This is a genomic window from Salinarimonas sp. (assembly GCF_040111675.1).
Taxonomy (GTDB): domain Bacteria; phylum Pseudomonadota; class Alphaproteobacteria; order Rhizobiales; family Beijerinckiaceae; genus Salinarimonas.
The window spans coordinates 2912226-2928428 of record NZ_CP157794.1 but is presented as its reverse complement, the minus strand read 5'-3'; the positions used below and the strand labels follow the sequence as shown (position 1 = coordinate 2928428).

Genomic DNA, 16203 nt, shown 5'->3' with positions numbered 1-16203 from the left:
GATGAACGCCGATCGCCGCTTCGCCGCCCTGTCCGACCGGCTTTCCACCGAGATCGCCGCCGCGCGGCTGCATTCCGAGCATCTGCGCATGGCGGAGGCGCTGCTCTTCGCCTCGGCCGAGCCGCTGACCGAGGCCGAGCTCGCCGAGAAGCTGCCCGCCGGCGCGCGTGTGGCGCGCCTCGTCGAGGACCTCGCCGCCTATTATTCCGGGCGCGGGGTGAACCTGGTGAAGGTCGCGGGCGGCTACGCCTTCCGCACGGCTTCCGACCTGTCGCACCTGATGGCCAAGGAGGTGGTGGAGCCGCGCAAGCTGTCCCGCGCCGCGCTCGAGACGCTCGCCATCGTCGCCTACCACCAGCCCGTCACCCGCGCCGAGATCGAGGAGATCCGCGGCGTCTCGACCTCCAAGGGCACGCTCGACACGCTGATCGAGGCGGGGTGGGTGCGCCTGCGCGGGCGCCGCCGCGCGCCGGGCCGGCCCGTCACCTACGGCACGACCCGCACCTTCCTCGACCATTTCGGCCTCGATGCGATCGATGCGCTGCCGGGCCTCGAGGAGCTGAAGGGCTCCGGCTTCTTCGAGGGCCGCCTGCCGCCGGGGCTCTCCGTCCCGCTCCCCTCCGACGACGACACCCTGCGTCCGGACGAGGAGCCGCTCGACGACGGCGACCTGTTCATGCCGCTCGAGGTGGAGGCTGACGAGGGGGAGGGAGAGGCGGACGAGGCCTCCTCCGGCGCGGCGGCGGGGCGCGGCGCGCGCTGAGCGACGCCGGGGCGGAGCGACCCGGCAGAATCTGCCGCCGACCCGGCGAAAATCGCCGAGCGCCCCGGTTTCTCGACGATCGGAACAAGGGAAAAGCAAGGGTTTTGGGCTGGCATCGGGCTTGCTGAGTGAGGACCGCCCGGGCGGTGTTCGCCCCGGGCGCCGAGCGAGCGAGGTCGATGCGCCCATGACGCTGATGTCCGCCCTGAGCGCCGCCGTCTCCGGCCTGCGCACGACGCAGGCGGGCATCGCGGTCGTCTCGCAGAACGTCGCCAACGCCGATTCCGTCGGCTACACCAAGCGCCGGCTCCAGCCCGTCGAGGCCGTGGCGGGCGACCGCTCCGCCGGCGTGCGCGCGGGCGAGATCCAGCGCGTGCTCGACCGCGTGGTCCAGCGCCAGCTGTGGCAGGAGAATTCCGGGTCCGGCTATACCGGCCTGCGCGCCACGATGAGCGGCGCTTTGGAGCGGCTCTACGGGCCGCCGGGCTCGGCGAGCGCCCTCGACACGCTGCTCAACGGCTTTTCGGGCGCGCTCGAGCGCCTGGTCGACGACCCCGCCTCCACCACCGCCCGCACCGGGGTGATCGGCGCCGGCCGCACGCTCGCCTCGCGCATCGGCGCGGTCGCGGAGGGCGTCCAGGCGCTGCGCACGGAGGCCGAGGGCCGGATCGCGACGCTGGCGGAGGAGGCGAACACGCTGCTCGCGGGCATCGAGCGCGTCAACCGCTCGATCCTCAGCGAGGGCCCGACGGCGCCGCTCGCCGACGAGCGCGATCGGCTGATCGGGCAGCTCTCGGCCATCGTCGACCTGCAGGTCCATCAGGGCGGCAACGGCTCGGTCACGATCACGACCGGCGCCGGGCAGACGCTGTTCGACGGCGCGCGCGCCCTGCGCTTCGAGTTCGAGGGGCGCACGCAGCTCGGGCCGCAGAACCGCTACGACACGACGCCGCCCTCTGTCGGCGTGCTCTCGCTCGTCTCGGCGACGGGCGCGCGCACGGATCTCGTCGCCGCCGGCGCGGTCCGCTCCGGCGCGCTGGGCGCGGCGCTGGAGATGCGCGACGAGACGCTGGTCCAGGCGCAGCTCCAGCTCGACGAGCTCGCAGCCGGGCTCGCGCGGGGCTTCTCCGACGAGCCCGCCACGGTGACCGGGACGACGCCCGCCTTCACCCTGTCCTCCGCCGCCTATCCGCTCACCGTCGAGATCGCGGTGGGCGGGACCTTCGTGCGCGCCTCCGCCGGCTCCGAGGCCGATCTCAACGCCGCGCTCGCGCCCCACGCGACGATCGCCGGCACGGCGGTCAACGTGCCCGGCGGCACGGTGCTCTCCGCGGCCACCACGCGCACCGGAACGGCGGGCACGGGCGCCTTCGCGTTCTTCGAGGATCCGGCGCAGCCGCCCGGCTATACGGGCGCGAACGACCAGATCACCGGCTTCGCCCAGCGCATCCGGGTGAACTCCGCGGTGGCGTCCGATCCGAGCCTGCTCGTGAACTCGGCCTTCGCCGGCGATCCCGCCCGGCCGGGCTTCATGCGCGACGGGCTCGCGCGCAGCCAGACCTTCGCTTCCCAGGCCGGGCTGTCGGGCTCGGCGCCGTTCCAGGGCGACGTCGCGAGCGCGCTGCGGCGGACGGTCGAGGTCCAGGGCGCCGCCGCGGCGACCTCGGCACGGCTCGACGAGGGCCAGAGCGTGGCCCTCGCCACGGTCGAGGGGCGCTTCGCCCAGACGTCGGGCGTGAACATCGACGAGGAGATGTCCCAGCTCGTGCAGCTGCAGACGGCCTACGGCGCCAACGCCCGGGTCATGTCGGCGGTGCGCGAGATGATGGACGTGCTGCTGCGGATCTGACGAGGACGTGTCGCGATGACCATTTCGCCTTTCTCTCCCGGATCCTTCGCCTCGCGCGAGAGCGCGCGGATGTTCGTCGACATGCGCCGGGCGGCCGAGACGCTCGAGAAGCAGATGGCGACGGGGCAGAGGTCCGAGACCTACAGCGGGCTGGGCTTCGAGCGGCGCACCTCGCTCGACCTGCGCGCGCGCCTCGCCTCGCTCGAGAGCTACGGCGAGACCATGACGAGCGCCGATATCCGGCTGAAGGCGATGGTCGACGCGACGACCGGCCTCGAGAAGCTCGCCTCGAAGACGCGCTCCGCCGCGCTGGAGCCGCTGTCGGGCATCGTCTCGGCCGACGGCGTGCCGCAGGAGCAGGCGCTCGCGCGCAACAACCTCGCCTTCGCGGTCGAGATCCTCAACACCGATCTCAACGGCCGCCATCTCTTCGCGGGCCGCGCCAGCGACACGCCGCCGGTGGCGCCCTATGCCGAGATCTTCGCCGAGCTGCGCACGGCGCTCGCGGGGATCACCGATCCGGACGCCGTCATGACGGCGGTGGACGCCTATTTCGCCACGACGACGAACTGGCAGCCCGCGGGTGCGGACAACGGCCCGGGCGATCCGCGCGCCAGCGTCACGGCGCGGGTCGACGAGGGCCAGACGGTGGCCGTCGGCGCGCGCGCCGACGAGCCGGCCTTCCGGCAGATGCTGGTCTCGCTCGGCGCCCTCGCCGCCGCCGACACGAGCGTGATGACCCCGGAGCAATACGCCGCGCTCTCGGCGCGCGCCGCCGACCGGCTCTCGCGCGACAATCCCCAGCCCGCCGAGGTCGCCGCCGATCTCGGCCGCGCCCAGGCGACCATCGCCGGCGTGCGCGAGCGCCACGAGGCGACGGGCGCGCTCCTCCAGGAGGCCCTCGACGGCGTCGAGACGGTCTCCACCGAGGAGGCGGCGGTCTCGCTCCTCAACCTGCAGACCCGGCTGCAGGCGAGCTTCCAGACGACGGCGATCCTGTCGCGGCTGTCGCTGGTGAACTACCTGTGATCTCGTGACGCCGCTGGGCTGAAATACGCATAGGATCGTGCCGCGTCGGTGTCGAATGGCAGGACCCGCCCGTCGAGCCGTTCCAGGATGACCTGGAGCATGGCGTGACGACGTCGGCGCACCTGTCCGGTCGGCATCGCGACCCGACCTCGAGAGGAAACGCGCCGGTCCAGCCGTGCACGCGCCGCCCGGCGGCGGGATTTTCGCATCCGCGCCCCGGCACGTCTCTTGCGGAGCCGGTCCGGTTTGCCCTATGGGGGCGCCGTGCCGAACCGCCGAGGCTGGAGGGCCGAATTGCCCGTCGTCGAGAAGTCCTCCCGCGCCATCGGCGCGGTGCGCCAATCCTTCGCGCCCTGGAACGACCCGCAGGCGCGCCCGCTGATCCGCTTCGAAGGCGTGACCAAGCGCTTCGCGGACGCGGTCGCGGTCGACGACCTGACGCTCTCGATCTACGAGAACGAGTTCTTCTGCCTGCTCGGCCCCTCCGGCTGCGGCAAGTCGACCCTGATGCGCATGCTCGCGGGCTTCGAGGAGCCCACCGCCGGGCGCATCCTCCTCGCAGGCCAGGACCTCGCCGGCGTGCCGCCCTACCGGCGGCCGGTGAACATGATGTTCCAGTCCTACGCGCTCTTCCCGCACATGAGCGTGGAGAAGAACGTCGCCTTCGGCCTCAAGCAGGAGGGGATGGAGAAGGACGCCATCGCCGCGCGCGTCTCCCAGATGCTGAAGCTCGTGCAGATGGAGCGCTTCGCCTCGCGAAAGCCGCATCAGCTCTCCGGCGGCCAGCGCCAGCGCGTGGCGCTCGCCCGCGCGCTCGCCAAGAAGCCGAAGGTTCTGCTCCTCGACGAGCCGCTGGGCGCCCTCGACAAGAAGCTGCGCGAGGAGACGCAGTTCGAGCTGATGGACATCCAGATCGAGCTCGGCACCACCTTCCTGATGGTCACGCACGACCAGGAGGAGGCGATGACCATGGCCGACCGCATCGCGGTGATGGACGCCGGACGCCTCGTCCAGGTGGGCACGCCGGGCGAGATTTACGAGCAGCCGAGAAACCGCTTCGTCGCGGATTTCATCGGCGACGTGAACATCCTGGAGGGCCGGGTCGACGCGCGCGAGGAGAGCGGCCTGTGGCGCATCGCGGCCGAGGCCGCGCAGGGGCCGCTCGCCGTCGACGATCCGGACGAGGCGCTCGACCCCGGCCAGGCCGTCGCGGTCGCGGTGCGCCCGGAGAAGATGACCGTGAGCCGCGAGCGGCCGCAGGGGCCGAACGCGCTGGAAGGCGAGGTCTGGGACATCGGCTATCTCGGCGACTGGACGATCTACCGCGTGCGCCTCGACACCGGGCAGATCGTGCGCGTCTCGCGCGCCAACATGACCCGCTTCGTCGAGCGGCCGATCGACCTCGAGGAGCGGGTCTTCATCGGCTTCGCCCCCGACGCCGCCGTCATCCTCTCGAGCTGAGGGGAGGGGAGATGGCGAGCCCGATCCGCAAGCATCGCGATGACACGGGACGGCGCGGCTGGGGCCGGCGCCTCGTCATCGGCGCGCCCTACCTATGGCTGTCGCTCTTTTTCCTCCTGCCGGTGCTGATCGTCCTCAAGATCAGCCTGTCCTATCCCGAGCTCGCCCAGCCGCCCTACGCGCCCACCCTCGACCTCTCGGCGGGGTGGGAGGGGATCGTCGGCTTCGTGGGCGAGCTCTCCTTCGACAATTTCGTCTTCATCACCTCCGACGACCTCTACGTCGCCGCCGTGCTGTCCTCGCTGCGGATCGCGGCGTCCTCGACGCTGATCCTGCTGCTCGTCGGCTATCCCATCGCCTACGCCATGGCGAAGGCGCCCGAGGGGCTGCGCGGCATCCTGGTGGCGGCGGTCATCCTGCCGTTCTGGACGAGCTTCCTCATCCGCGTCTATTCCTGGATCGGCATCCTGCGCCCGGAGGGGCTGCTCAACGGCCTGCTGATGGCGCTCGGCGTCATCGACCAGCCGCTGACCATCCTCAACACCGAGATCGCCGTCCACATCGGCATCGTCTACACCTACCTGCCCTTCATGGTGCTGCCGCTCTACGCCACGCTGGAGCGCATGGACGACAGCCTGATCGAGGCCGCGCAGGATCTCGGCTCGACGCCCCTGAAGGCGTTCTGGACCATCACCGTGCCGCTCTCCTGGCCGGGCATCGTCGCGGGCTCGCTGCTGTGCTTCATCCCGGCGGTGGGCGAGTTCGTCATTCCCGACCTGCTCGGCGGCTCCGACACCCTGATGATCGGCAAGATCCTCTGGGCCGAGTTCTTCTCGAACCGCGACTGGCCGCTCGCGTCCGCCGTGGCGATCGTGATGCTGGTGGTGCTCGTCGTGCCGATCGTGCTCTTCCGCGAGGCGGAAGCGCGCCGGATGGAGGAGGGCCGATGACGGGTCGTCTGTCGCCGTTCAACGTCGTCTCGCTGACGCTCGGCTTCGCCTTCCTCTACATCCCGATCCTGATCCTGATCGTCTACTCGTTCAACGCCTCGCGGCTGGTCACGGTGTGGGGCGGGTTCTCGACGCAATGGTATTTCGCGCTGCTCGAGAACGAGCCGCTGCTCGACGCCGCCTGGGTGACGCTGCGCGTCGCCTTCGTCACCGCCATCGTCGCGACGGTGCTCGGCACGCTGGCGGCGGTCGCGCTCACCCGCTACGGCCGCTTCCGGGGGCGGGCGCTGTTCACCGGCATGGTCTACGCGCCCATGGTGATGCCGGAGGTGATCACGGGCCTGTCCCTCCTCCTCCTCTTCGTCGCGATCGACGTGGACCGGGGCTACTGGACGGTCACCGCCGCGCACGTGACCTTCTCGATGTGCTTCGTCACGGTCGTGGTGCAGGCCCGCCTCGTCGCCTTCGACCGCGCGCTCGAGGAGGCGGCGATGGACCTCGGCGCGACGCCGCTCACGACCTTCTTCTCGGTGACGCTGCCGGTGATCGCCCCCGCGGTGATCGCGGGCTTCCTCCTCGCCTTCACGCTCTCGCTGGACGACCTCGTCATCGCGAGCTTCACGTCGGGCCCGGGCGCGACGACGCTGCCGATGCGGATCTATTCCTCCGTGCGGCTCGGCGTGACGCCGGAGATCAACGCCGCCTCGACCATCCTCATCCTGCTGGTGACGGTGGGCGTGATCGTCGCGGCGATCGTGACCAAGCGCTCGGTGATGATGCGCCAGGCCGGATGACGCGGGCCGGCGTCCGAATTGACTTCCCGCCGGCGCGTCGCACAATCCGCGCCCCGTCCCGCTCGCGCCTTAGGAGATCGCGGCCATGATCAGAACCGTTCCCGCCTTCTCCCGCATCGGCGAGGAGAACGCCTTCGCCGTGCTCGCGCGCGCGACGGCGCTCGCCCGCGCGGGCGCGGACATCGTCAATCTCGGCATCGGCCAGCCGGATTTCGCGACCCCGCCGCACGTCGTCGAGGCCGCGATCCAGGCGCTGCGGGACGGTCATCACGGCTACACGCCCGCGACGGGGATCCTGCCGCTGCGCGAGGCGATCGCGGCCGATCTCGAGAGCCGCACCGGCGCGGGCGTCGATCCGGAGCGGGTGATGGTGGTGCCCGGCGGCAAGGTCACCATGTTCATGGCGATCCTGATGTTCGGCGAGCCGGGGGCGGAGATCCTCCATCCGGATCCGGGCTTCCCGATCTACCGCTCGATGATCGAGTTCACCGGCGCGACCCCGATCCCGATCCCGATCCGCGAGGAGAACGGCTTCGCCTTCTCCGCCGCCGAGACGCTCTCGCTGATCACGCCCCGCACGCGCCTGATCATCGTGAATTCCCCCGCGAACCCGACGGGCGGCGTCACGCCGCGCGCCGAGGTGGAGGCCCTCGTCGCCGGGCTCGCGGCGCATCCCGACGTCGCGATCCTCTCCGACGAGATCTACGGCGCCATGACCTACGACGGGGAGGAGCACGTCTCGCTCCTCACCTTCCCCGAGATCCGCGACCGGCTGATCCATCTCGACGGCGCCTCGAAGACCTATGCCATGACGGGCTGGCGGCTCGGCTGGTCGGTCTGGCCGGACGGGCTCTACGAGGCTGCGCGCAAGCTCGCGGTGAACTCGTTCTCCTGCGTCAACGCCGCGACGCAATATGCCGGCATCGCCGCGCTCGCGGGCCCGCAGGACTGCGTGGCGGAGATGATGGCGGCCTTCGACCGGCGCCGAAGGCTCGTCGTGGAGGGGCTGAACGCGCTGCCGGGCGTCTCCTGCATCACGCCCAAGGGGGCGTTCTACGCCTTCCCGAACATCCGCGACACGGGCTGGCGGGCGAAGCCGCTGGCCTCGGCGCTGCTCGAGAAAGCGCATGTCGCGACGATCGGCGGGCCCGATTTCGGATTGACCGGGGAGGGGTACCTGCGCCTTTCCTACGCGGCCTCGGAGCCGGCGATCGAGACGGCGCTGGAGCGGATGGGGCGGTTCCTGCGCGAGGAACGTCCCGGCGCGTGAGCGGGCGCGGGACACGCGCCCGTGCGCATTCGCGTACCTGCGAAAGTCACGCTTGCTTCGGTGCGTGGCCGAGCCTAAGTCGACGCCCGACAAACTGCCTCAGCGGAAGACGAGCATGGCCGAGCCGGCGCGCGAGAATGAGGGGCCCCTCTCCGAGGACGATCTGATCGCGCGCTATTTCCGGCCGCTGGCCGGGGAGGGCGCCTTCGGCCTGCGCGACGACGCGGCCCGGCTCACGCCCGGGGCGGGGATGGAGCTCGTCGTCACCGTCGACACGCTGGTGGCCGGCGTCCACTTCTTCGCCGACGACCCGCCCGGCGCCATCGGGCGCAAGGCGCTCGCGGTCAACGTCTCCGATCTCGCGGCCAAGGGCGCGACGCCGCGCGGCTTCCTGCTCTCCGCCGCCCTGCCGCAGGACTACGCGCCGGCCTGGCTCGCCGACTTCGCCGACGGTCTCAAGGACGCCGCCGAGGCGTTCGGCTGCCCGCTGCTCGGGGGCGACACCGTGAAGACGCCGGGGCCTTTGACGCTCTCGGTGAGCGCCTTCGGCGAGACGCCGTCGGGGACGATGGTGCATCGCTTCACGGCGCGGCCGGGCGACCGCGTCGTCGTCACCGGCACGATCGGGGACGCGGCGCTTGGCCTGTTGCTGCGCACCGCCCCGGGCGCGTCCTGGACCGAGGCGCTCGGCGTCGACGGCCGCGTCTTCCTCACCGATCGCTACCTGCATCCGCGCCCGCGCCTCGCGGCGATCCCGGCGCTGCGGCGCCACGCCTCGGCGGCGATGGACGTCTCCGACGGGCTCGCCGGCGATCTCGCCAAGATGTGCGGGGTCTCGCGCGTATCCGCGGAAATCGACTTGGCGCTGGTGCCCCTCTCGGACGCCGCGAAGGCCGCGATCAAGGCCGACGGCGCGCTTCTGGACCGGGCGCTAACCGGCGGCGACGATTACGAAATTCTCGCGGCCGTGCCCGACGCCGGCCTCGCTCCGTTCCTCGACGCCGTCGATCGGGCGGGGGTGCGCGCGAGCGTGATCGGCTCGTTCGTCGCGGGCGACGGGCTGCCCCTTTTCCGTGACGACGGTGTGGAAAAGCGCTATGCGTCGGGCTCCTACAGCCATTTCTGAGCGGACCGGATGACGAAGCCTGCCGCGGGCGCGCTCGCCGAGCGCGCGACCGCGCCCCAGCCCCAGACCCAGACCCACGAGGTCGACGACGCCCTCGCCAAGCGCAACGCCGTGGTGCTCGCCGGCGCGCAGGCGCTCGGCGGGGCGAACCCGGCGATCGTGATCTCGCTCGGCGGCATCGTCGGCCAGCAGCTCGCGGAGAACGACGCCCTCGCGACGCTTCCGGTGAGCCTGCTCAATCTCGGGCTGGCGCTCGGCACTATCCCCGCCGCGATGGTGATGCGCCGCTTCGGCCGGCGCTCGGGCTACATCGTCGGCGCCGTGATCGGCGTGATCGCGGGCACGCTCGCCACGGTCGGCATCGCCCGCGAGCTGTTCGCGCTGTTCTGCCTGGGCACCTTCGTCGCCGGCTTCTACGGCTCCTACGTCCAGTCCTACCGCTTCGCCGCCGCGGACACGGCGAGCCCGGCCTTCAAGGCGCGGGCGATCTCCTACGTGATGGCGGGCGGGCTCGCCGCCGGCGTGCTCGGGCCGCAGGTGGTGATCTTCACCCGCGAGGCGATCCCGGGCGCGCCCTTCGCCGGCTCGTTCCTGGCGCAGGCGGGGCTCGCGCTGCTCTCGATCCTCGTCGTCTCGTTCTTTCGCGCCCCGCCGGCGCCGCCGCCGCGTCCGGCGGGTGCGGCGCCCGTCGACACCGGCCGGCCGCTCTCGGTGATCATGCGCCAGGGCCGGTTCCTGATCGCGGTGAGCGCCGGGCTCGTCTCCTACGGCCTGATGAGCTTCCTGATGACGGCGGCGCCGCTCGCGATGGTCGGTTGCGGCCTGCCCATCGAGACGGCGGCGCTCGGCATCTCCTGGCACATCCTCGCCATGTTCGGCCCGGCTTTCTTCACCGGCCGGCTGATCGAGCGATTCGGCAAGGAGACGATCACCGCGATCGGCCTCGTGATGATCGCGATCGCGGCCGCGATCAATCTCGGCGGCCTCAGCGTGGCGCATTTCTGGGGCGGTCTCGTCCTGCTCGGGCTGGGCTGGAACTTCGGCTTCATCGGCGCGACCGCCATGGTGACGGACTGCCACCGGCCGGAGGAGCGCACCAAGGTCCAGGGCGCGAACGACTTCCTGGTCTTCGGCTCGGTCGCCATCGCCTCCTTCTCGGCGGGCAAGCTCCTCGACGTCGGCGGCTGGGAGACGCTCAACTGGCTGGTGTTCCCGCCGATCACCGTGGCGCTCGCCCTCGTCGCGCTTCAGGCGCGCGACAAGCGGATGCGGGCCGCCTGAGGGGGCCGGCAGCGCCCGGGCGGGCCGGCCCCGGTCACCGATCAGCCGTCGGGCAGCATCACCTTGTCGATGACGTGGATGATCCCGTTGTCGGCGCGGATGTCGGCCGCGACCACGTTCGCGCCGTCGACGACGACCGCCCCGGTATGCGCGTCCTTTGCGATGGCGAGCAGGCGGTCGCCGCCCTGCTTGATGGTGCGGATGTGGATCGTGCGGCCGGGCAGCTGGTTCGAGGCGAGCTCGCGCGGCAGCACGTGGTAGGACAGGATCGCCGCGAGCTGATCCCTGTTCTCCGGCTGGAGCAGGCTTTCCACCGTGCCGGCCGGAAGCGCCGCGAAGGCCTCGTCGGTCGGCGCGAAGACGGTCAGGTTCTCGCCCGTGGCGAGGGCCTCGGCGAGGCCTGCGGCCTCGGCGGCCGCGAGCAGCGTGCCGAAGGTGCCCGCCTCCTGGGCGGTCTCGACGATGTTGGCGGCCTGCGTTGCCGCGCCCATGCCGAGCCACGCGAACACGGCGGTTGCGATCACGGTGCGCTTCATGTCCGTTTCCTCTCCTGTCGTGCCCCGGGACGGCCGGGTCCGGAAGACGGTACGGAAAGGGGGCCGATCACGGATCGTTCACGAAGGCGTGTGGCGCAGTGGGTCGCCCCGCCGCGCCCGGATCGCGGCGGATCGACCGATCGGGCGCCCCGTGCCGGCTCTGAGGCCGCCGTCTCGGCCGAATCCGGGGAAAAACGAAGGATTGCCCCCCAAGACTCATTTGCGCACCGCCGCAAAGTTTGGCACGACTTCTTCCGGAAACCTCAGAGGGGGCGAGCGCCGGCCCCGGCGCGTCGTGCACGCGTCGGCCTTGCAACGGACACGGCGCCGACCCCGATCCCAAGGACGGTCAGATGCTCGCACTCACACTCATCATCCTGGGCGGTGCGCTATCCATCGCCTACGGCCTATGGGCCATCAACGACGTCATGAAGCGCGACGCCGGCACCCTGCGGATGCAGGAGATCGCCGGCGCCATCGCGGAAGGCGCGCAGGCCTACCTCAAGCGTCAGTACATCACCATCGGCATCGTCGGCGTCGTGCTCTTCGCCGCGATCGTCTGGCTTCTCGGGATCTGGGTCGCCATCGGCTTCGCCATCGGCGCCGTCCTCTCCGGCGCGGCCGGGTTCATCGGCATGAACGTCTCGGTGCGCGCCAACGTGCGCACGGCGCAGGCGGCGGCGACCTCGCTGGCCAAGGGCCTCGACGTGGCGTTCAAGTCCGGCGCCGTCACCGGCATGCTGGTGGCGGGCCTCGCGCTGCTCGGCGTCGCGGTCTACTACACGATCCTCACCCGCGTGCTCGGCGAGGATCCCGGCGGGCGCGTGGTCATCGACTCGCTCGTCGCGCTCGGCTTCGGCGCCTCGCTGATCTCGATCTTCGCCCGTCTCGGCGGCGGCATCTTCACCAAGGGCGCGGACGTCGGCGGCGACCTCGTCGGCAAGGTCGAGGCCGGCATCCCGGAGGACGACCCGCGCAACCCGGCGACCATCGCCGACAACGTCGGCGACAATGTCGGCGACTGCGCGGGCATGGCCGCCGACCTGTTCGAGACCTACGCGGTGACCTTCGTCGCCACCATGGTGCTCGCGGCGATCTTCTTCGCCGGCCAGGGCGCGATGGAGACGATGCTGCTCTACCCGCTCGCCATCGGCGCCGTGTGCATCGTCACCTCGATCGCGGGCACGTTCTTCGTCAAGCTCGGCTCCAACGGGTCGATCATGGGCGCCCTCTACAAGGGCTTCGTCGCCACCGGCGTGCTCTCCATCGCCGCGATCGCGGTGGTGAACCTCGTCCTGTTCGGCGGCTTCACGACCGAGTTCACGGCGGTGGTGCCGACGCTGGGCGGCGGCGAGAACACGACGGTGTTCACCTCGCTCGACCTGTTCCTCGCGGCCGTGCTCGGCCTCGTGGTCACCGGCCTCATCGTCTGGATCACCGAGTACTACACCGGCGTCGGCTTCCGGCCGGTGCGCTCGATCTCGCAGGCCTCGGTGACGGGCCACGGCACCAACGTCATCCAGGGCCTCGCCATCTCGCTCGAGTCGACGGCGCTGCCGACGCTCGTCATCGTGTTCGGCATCATCGCCGCCTATCTGCTGGCGGGCCTCTTCGGCATCGCCATCGCGGTGACCGCGATGCTGGCGCTCGCCGGCATGGTGGTGGCGCTCGACGCCTTCGGCCCGGTGACGGACAACGCCGGCGGCATCGCCGAGATGGCGGGCCTGCCCAAGGAGGTGCGCCGCTCCACCGACGCGCTCGACGCGGTGGGCAACACCACGAAGGCCGTCACCAAGGGCTACGCCATCGGCTCGGCGGGCCTGGGCGCGCTGGTGCTGTTCGCGGCCTATACCTCGGACCTCAACTACTTCATCCTCGAGGCGAACCGCGAGGGCTCGACGCAGTACCAGTACTTCGCCGGCGTCACCCCGGACTTCAACCTGTTCAACCCCTACGTGGTGGTGGGCCTGCTCTTCGGCGGCCTGATCCCGTTCCTGTTCGGCGGCATCGCCATGACGGCGGTGGGCCGCGCGGCGGGCGCGGTGGTCGAGGAGGTGCGCCGGCAGTTCAAGGAGAAGCCCGGCATCATGGAGGGCAAGGACCGCCCGGATTACGGCCGCGCGGTGGACATGCTCACCAAGGCCGCCATCCGCGAGATGGTGGTGCCCTCGCTGCTCCCGGTGCTGGCGCCGGTCGTGACCTACTTCGTGATCTACGCGGTGGCGGGCAAGAGCCAGGCCTTCTCGGCGGTGGGCGCCATGCTGCTCGGCGTCATCGTCACGGGCCTGTTCGTCGCGATCTCGATGACGTCCGGCGGCGGCGCCTGGGACAACGCCAAGAAATCCTTCGAGGACGGCTTCGTCGACAAGGACGGCGTCAAGCACATGAAGGGGTCGGAGGCCCACAAGGCCTCGGTCACCGGCGACACCGTCGGCGACCCCTACAAGGACACCGCCGGCCCGGCGGTGAACCCGGCGATCAAGATCACCAACATCATCGCGCTTCTGCTGCTCGCCGTTCTCGCCCACAATTGAGGCGGCGCGCGGCGCCCGGCACGGGCCCTCTCCTCCGAGAGGGGGCCCTTTTCCGTTTCAGGAGGCACCCGCCATGGACACCCCGCAGATCGTCTTCGACGACTTCCTCAAGGTCGACATCCGCGTCGGGCGGGTGGTCAAGGCCGAGCCGTTCCCGGAGGCGAGGAAGCCCGCCTACAAGCTCACCATCGATTTCGGCGCGGCGATCGGCGAGAAGCGCTCCTCGGCGCAGATCACGAAGCACTACGCGCTGGACGAGCTGGAGGGCCGGCTGGTGCTGGCGGTGGTGAACTTCCCGCCGCGCCAGATCGGCAAGTTCATGTCCCAGGTGCTGACGCTCGGGGTGCCCGACGAAGAGGGCGAGGTCGTGCTGATCGAGCCCTCGAAGGACGTGCCCATCGGCGGGCGGCTTTATTGAGCGAGGCGACGGTCAGATCCGCTCGGCGGCGACGATCGCCAGCGTGACGAGGGCGAGCAGCGCGCCGGGGACGGCGAGGGCGACGCCGATGATCTGGACGCGCTCGAAGCCGCTCGCCTCGCGCCAGAGGGCGGCCAGGCGCGCGAACACACTGGATCGAGACCGATTGCGCGCCTCGTGAAGGTGCGCCACGCGAAACGCGATCTCGGCGAGGCAGGCGACCTCGTCGTCGTTGAAGCGGGCCTGCGGCCTGGTGCGGCAGGCGCTGGCCACCATGGCTTCGATCTCGAGAAGCAGCGCTGTGGCGCGAGCGCCCGCGTCCCGAATATCGGACGTCGCCCGAACGAAGGCGGCACTCCGCGCGGCTCGCTCGAGCAGGGCGTCGCGCGACCGGTCGGGGTCCCGCACGAGGTCAGGCCTTCTCGAAAGCGCGAGCGAACGCGTTCGCCATCTCGCGGTCGAAGCCGCGTTCCGTCAGCGCCCGCATCGTCTCTTCGTAGGGTGGAATGCTGTCGCGCACCATGTACGGCTTCAAGAATTCGGTGATCGTGCGGACGTCGTCCGCCCCGAACCCGCCCTCGAGCAGGAACTCGGCGAGGTCCACGGCCCGCGCATTGGCGAGAGCCTCGGCGATGATACGATCCGGCTCTCCGAGAATGCGCGCCCGCGGCCCAGTCGTGACTGGATGACCCAGATCGCCGGTCATCGTGATCTCCTGCTTGCGTCCGCAGTCGACGCTAGTTCAAATCAGGGCGTGCCGCAAGCTCGGATCTACACCCTCACGCCGGCAGCCGCACGCTCGCCCTCAAGCCCCCGAGCGGGCTGTCCTCGAGCCCGATGTCGCCGCCATGGGCGCGGGCGACGTCGCGGGCGATCGGCAGGCCGAGGCCGGAGCCGCCCTCGTCCTGATTGCGCGCCTCGTCGAGGCGCACGAAGGGCTTGAACACCTCGTCGCGGAGCTCGACCGGGATGCCGGGCCCGTCGTCGTCGACATGGATCGTCAGCCAGCGGCCCTCGTGGATGGCGGTGATGGCGATGATGTCGCCATGGCGCGCGGCGTTGGACACGAGGTTGAACAGCATGCGCCGGAAGGCGTCGGGGCGCACGATGACCGCGGCGTCGCCGTCGATGGCGAGCCGCACGGGATGGCCCTGCCGCTCGGCGTCGGCGGCGAGCTCCTCGAGCAGGGCCCGCAGGTCGACCTCGACCGCGGTCTCGCCGGCGTCGCCGCGGGCGAAGGCGAGGTAGCCCTCCAGCATCCGCGTCATCTCGTCGACGTCCCGGCGCAGGTCCTCGACCTCGGGCGTGTCCATCAGGGCGAGCGAGAGCTTGAAGCGGGTGAGGATGGTGCGCAGGTCGTGGGAGACGCCGTTGAGCATGGTCGTGCGCTGCTCTCGGGCGCGCTCGATGCGCCGCTTCATCTCGATGAAGGCGTGGCCCGCCTGGCGCACCTCGCGCGCGCCCCGCGGACGAAAATCGGCCTCGCGGCCCTTGCCGTAGCTCTCGGCGGCCTCGGCGAGCGTGAGGATCGGGCGGATCTGGTTGCGCAGGAACAGGATGGCGATGGCCATCAGCACCAGGGACGAGCCGATCATCCACAATAGGAAGATGTGCGAGTTCGAGGCGTAGGCCTGGCTGCGCCGGGCGACGACCCGCATCACCGCATTGTCGAGCTTGATGCGGATCTCGATGAGGTTCGAGCGCCCGAGCGTGTCGATCCAGAAGGGGCGGGCGATCTGCCGGGCGATCTGCTCGGAGAGGGCGGCGTCGAGGATCGAGAAGAACGGCTTCGGGCCGGGCGGGGGCAGCTCCACGCCGCGCTGGATCTCGACGTCGAGCCCGAGCCGCTGCGAGGCGATGCGCCGGAGCGTGCGGCCCTCCTCGTCCTGCGGATAGGTCTCCCAGACGTCGATGAGCGCGGCGATGTCGGCGGTGACGGCGGAGGAGAGCCGCATCGTCACCGTCTGCCAGTGCCGCTCCATGAAGACGTAGGCGATGATCGACTGCAGCAGCACGATCGGCACGATGACGATGATCAGCGAGCGGGCGTAGAGGCCCTTCGGCATCATCGAGCCGAGCCAGCGGGCGCCGCGGCCGTAGGCGCGCGCGGAGCCGCGCACCGGAGCCCACAGGGCGCCGAGCGTGCGCCGCGCCGCGCTCCTGCGCGGCTTGCGGCCGTCCGCGGCGCCGAC

15 protein-coding genes are annotated in these 16203 nt (G+C 71.0%); 11 read left to right on the top strand and 4 right to left on the bottom strand.

Going from position 1 to position 16203, the window contains the following annotated elements:
• Window position 1 precedes the first annotated feature (1 nt).
• The 9 genes from scpB to ABL310_RS13540 all read left to right on the top strand — a co-directional run bounded on the left by scpB (window position 2) and on the right by ABL310_RS13540 (window position 10523).
• Entirely contained in the window at window positions 2–763 is a 762-nt protein-coding gene (gene scpB / locus ABL310_RS13580; protein ID WP_349367549.1) for an SMC-Scp complex subunit ScpB, read from the top strand.
• A gap of 187 nt (window positions 764–950) precedes the next feature.
• Window positions 951–2612 (top strand): flagellar hook-associated protein FlgK, encoded by a 1662-nt coding sequence (flgK, locus tag ABL310_RS13575; RefSeq protein WP_349367548.1) that lies wholly within the window; start codon window positions 951–953, stop codon window positions 2610–2612.
• A 15-nt stretch (window positions 2613–2627) separates the two neighbouring features.
• Window positions 2628–3641: a hypothetical protein gene (locus ABL310_RS13570; RefSeq protein ID WP_349367547.1), complete on the top strand. Its 1014-nt coding sequence runs from the start codon at window positions 2628–2630 to the stop codon at window positions 3639–3641.
• A 294-nt stretch (window positions 3642–3935) separates the two neighbouring features.
• The gene (locus ABL310_RS13565; protein ID WP_349367546.1) at window positions 3936–5102 is read left to right on the top strand and encodes an ABC transporter ATP-binding protein; all 1167 of its coding nucleotides are present in this window, start codon (window positions 3936–3938) and stop codon (window positions 5100–5102) included.
• 11 nt (window positions 5103–5113) lie between these two features.
• A complete protein-coding gene (locus ABL310_RS13560; protein WP_349367545.1) occupies window positions 5114–6052 on the top strand; it encodes an ABC transporter permease subunit in 939 nt (312 codons plus the stop codon).
• Window positions 6049–6846, top strand: a complete 798-nt coding sequence (locus ABL310_RS13555; RefSeq protein ID WP_349367544.1) for an ABC transporter permease subunit — start codon at window positions 6049–6051, stop codon at window positions 6844–6846. The genes ABL310_RS13560 and ABL310_RS13555 overlap by 4 nt, the downstream gene beginning before the upstream one ends.
• Before the next feature lie 85 nt (window positions 6847–6931).
• On the top strand, window positions 6932–8116 hold the full coding sequence (locus ABL310_RS13550) for a pyridoxal phosphate-dependent aminotransferase (protein WP_349367543.1): 1185 nt from the start codon (window positions 6932–6934) through the stop codon (window positions 8114–8116).
• Between the two features lie 115 nt (window positions 8117–8231).
• The gene (gene thiL, locus ABL310_RS13545; RefSeq protein ID WP_349372058.1) at window positions 8232–9242 is read left to right on the top strand and encodes a thiamine-phosphate kinase; all 1011 of its coding nucleotides are present in this window, start codon (window positions 8232–8234) and stop codon (window positions 9240–9242) included.
• 9 nt (window positions 9243–9251) lie between these two features.
• Window positions 9252–10523: an MFS transporter gene (locus ABL310_RS13540; protein WP_349367542.1), complete on the top strand. Its 1272-nt coding sequence runs from the start codon at window positions 9252–9254 to the stop codon at window positions 10521–10523.
• 41 nt (window positions 10524–10564) lie between these two features.
• Here ABL310_RS13540 and ABL310_RS13535 read toward each other — a convergent pair whose 3' ends face one another.
• Entirely contained in the window at window positions 10565–11059 is a 495-nt protein-coding gene (locus ABL310_RS13535) for a fasciclin domain-containing protein (protein ID WP_349367541.1), read from the bottom strand.
• A 353-nt stretch (window positions 11060–11412) separates the two neighbouring features.
• On the opposite strand from ABL310_RS13535, the gene ABL310_RS13530 reads away from it, so the two are divergent.
• Window positions 11413–13593 (top strand): sodium-translocating pyrophosphatase, encoded by a 2181-nt coding sequence (locus tag ABL310_RS13530; protein WP_349367540.1) that lies wholly within the window; start codon window positions 11413–11415, stop codon window positions 13591–13593.
• A 73-nt stretch (window positions 13594–13666) separates the two neighbouring features.
• Window positions 13667–14011, top strand: coding sequence for a tRNA-binding protein (locus tag ABL310_RS13525; RefSeq protein ID WP_349367539.1), 345 nt, complete (start codon window positions 13667–13669; stop codon window positions 14009–14011).
• A 12-nt stretch (window positions 14012–14023) separates the two neighbouring features.
• On the opposite strand, the gene ABL310_RS13520 is transcribed toward ABL310_RS13525, so the two are convergent.
• The 3 genes from ABL310_RS13520 to ABL310_RS13510 form a co-directional block, all read right to left on the bottom strand.
• Window positions 14024–14287 (bottom strand): hypothetical protein, encoded by a 264-nt coding sequence (locus ABL310_RS13520; protein WP_349367538.1) that lies wholly within the window; start codon window positions 14285–14287, stop codon window positions 14024–14026.
• 136 nt (window positions 14288–14423) lie between these two features.
• Window positions 14424–14717 carry a hypothetical protein gene (locus ABL310_RS13515; protein WP_349367537.1) on the bottom strand — a complete coding sequence of 98 codons (294 nt, stop codon included), beginning with the start codon at window positions 14715–14717 and terminating at the stop codon, window positions 14424–14426.
• Between the two features lie 73 nt (window positions 14718–14790).
• On the bottom strand, window positions 14791–16131 hold the full coding sequence (locus ABL310_RS13510; protein WP_349372057.1) for an ATP-binding protein: 1341 nt from the start codon (window positions 16129–16131) through the stop codon (window positions 14791–14793).
• Between the last annotated feature and the right edge of the window lie 72 nt (window positions 16132–16203).

Bases quoted from the DNA above. Each gene is read 5' to 3' on its own strand.
- scpB (WP_349367549.1), top strand. From the start codon at position 2: ATGAACGCCGATCGCCGCTTCGCCGCCCTGTCCGACCGGCTTTCCACC.
- flgK (WP_349367548.1), top strand. From the start codon at position 951: ATGACGCTGATGTCCGCCCTGAGCGCCGCCGTCTCCGGCCTGCGCACG.
- ABL310_RS13570 (WP_349367547.1), top strand. From the start codon at position 2,628: ATGACCATTTCGCCTTTCTCTCCCGGATCCTTCGCCTCGCGCGAGAGC.
- ABL310_RS13560 (WP_349367545.1), top strand. From the start codon at position 5,114: ATGGCGAGCCCGATCCGCAAGCATCGCGATGACACGGGACGGCGCGGC.
- ABL310_RS13555 (WP_349367544.1), top strand. From the start codon at position 6,049: ATGACGGGTCGTCTGTCGCCGTTCAACGTCGTCTCGCTGACGCTCGGC.
- ABL310_RS13550 (WP_349367543.1), top strand. From the start codon at position 6,932: ATGATCAGAACCGTTCCCGCCTTCTCCCGCATCGGCGAGGAGAACGCC.
- thiL (WP_349372058.1), top strand. From the start codon at position 8,232: ATGGCCGAGCCGGCGCGCGAGAATGAGGGGCCCCTCTCCGAGGACGAT.
- ABL310_RS13540 (WP_349367542.1), top strand. From the start codon at position 9,252: ATGACGAAGCCTGCCGCGGGCGCGCTCGCCGAGCGCGCGACCGCGCCC.
- ABL310_RS13535 (WP_349367541.1), bottom strand. From the start codon at position 11,059: ATGAAGCGCACCGTGATCGCAACCGCCGTGTTCGCGTGGCTCGGCATG.
- ABL310_RS13530 (WP_349367540.1), top strand. From the start codon at position 11,413: ATGCTCGCACTCACACTCATCATCCTGGGCGGTGCGCTATCCATCGCC.
- ABL310_RS13525 (WP_349367539.1), top strand. From the start codon at position 13,667: ATGGACACCCCGCAGATCGTCTTCGACGACTTCCTCAAGGTCGACATC.
- ABL310_RS13520 (WP_349367538.1), bottom strand. From the start codon at position 14,287: ATGGTGGCCAGCGCCTGCCGCACCAGGCCGCAGGCCCGCTTCAACGAC.
- ABL310_RS13515 (WP_349367537.1), bottom strand. From the start codon at position 14,717: ATGACCGGCGATCTGGGTCATCCAGTCACGACTGGGCCGCGGGCGCGC.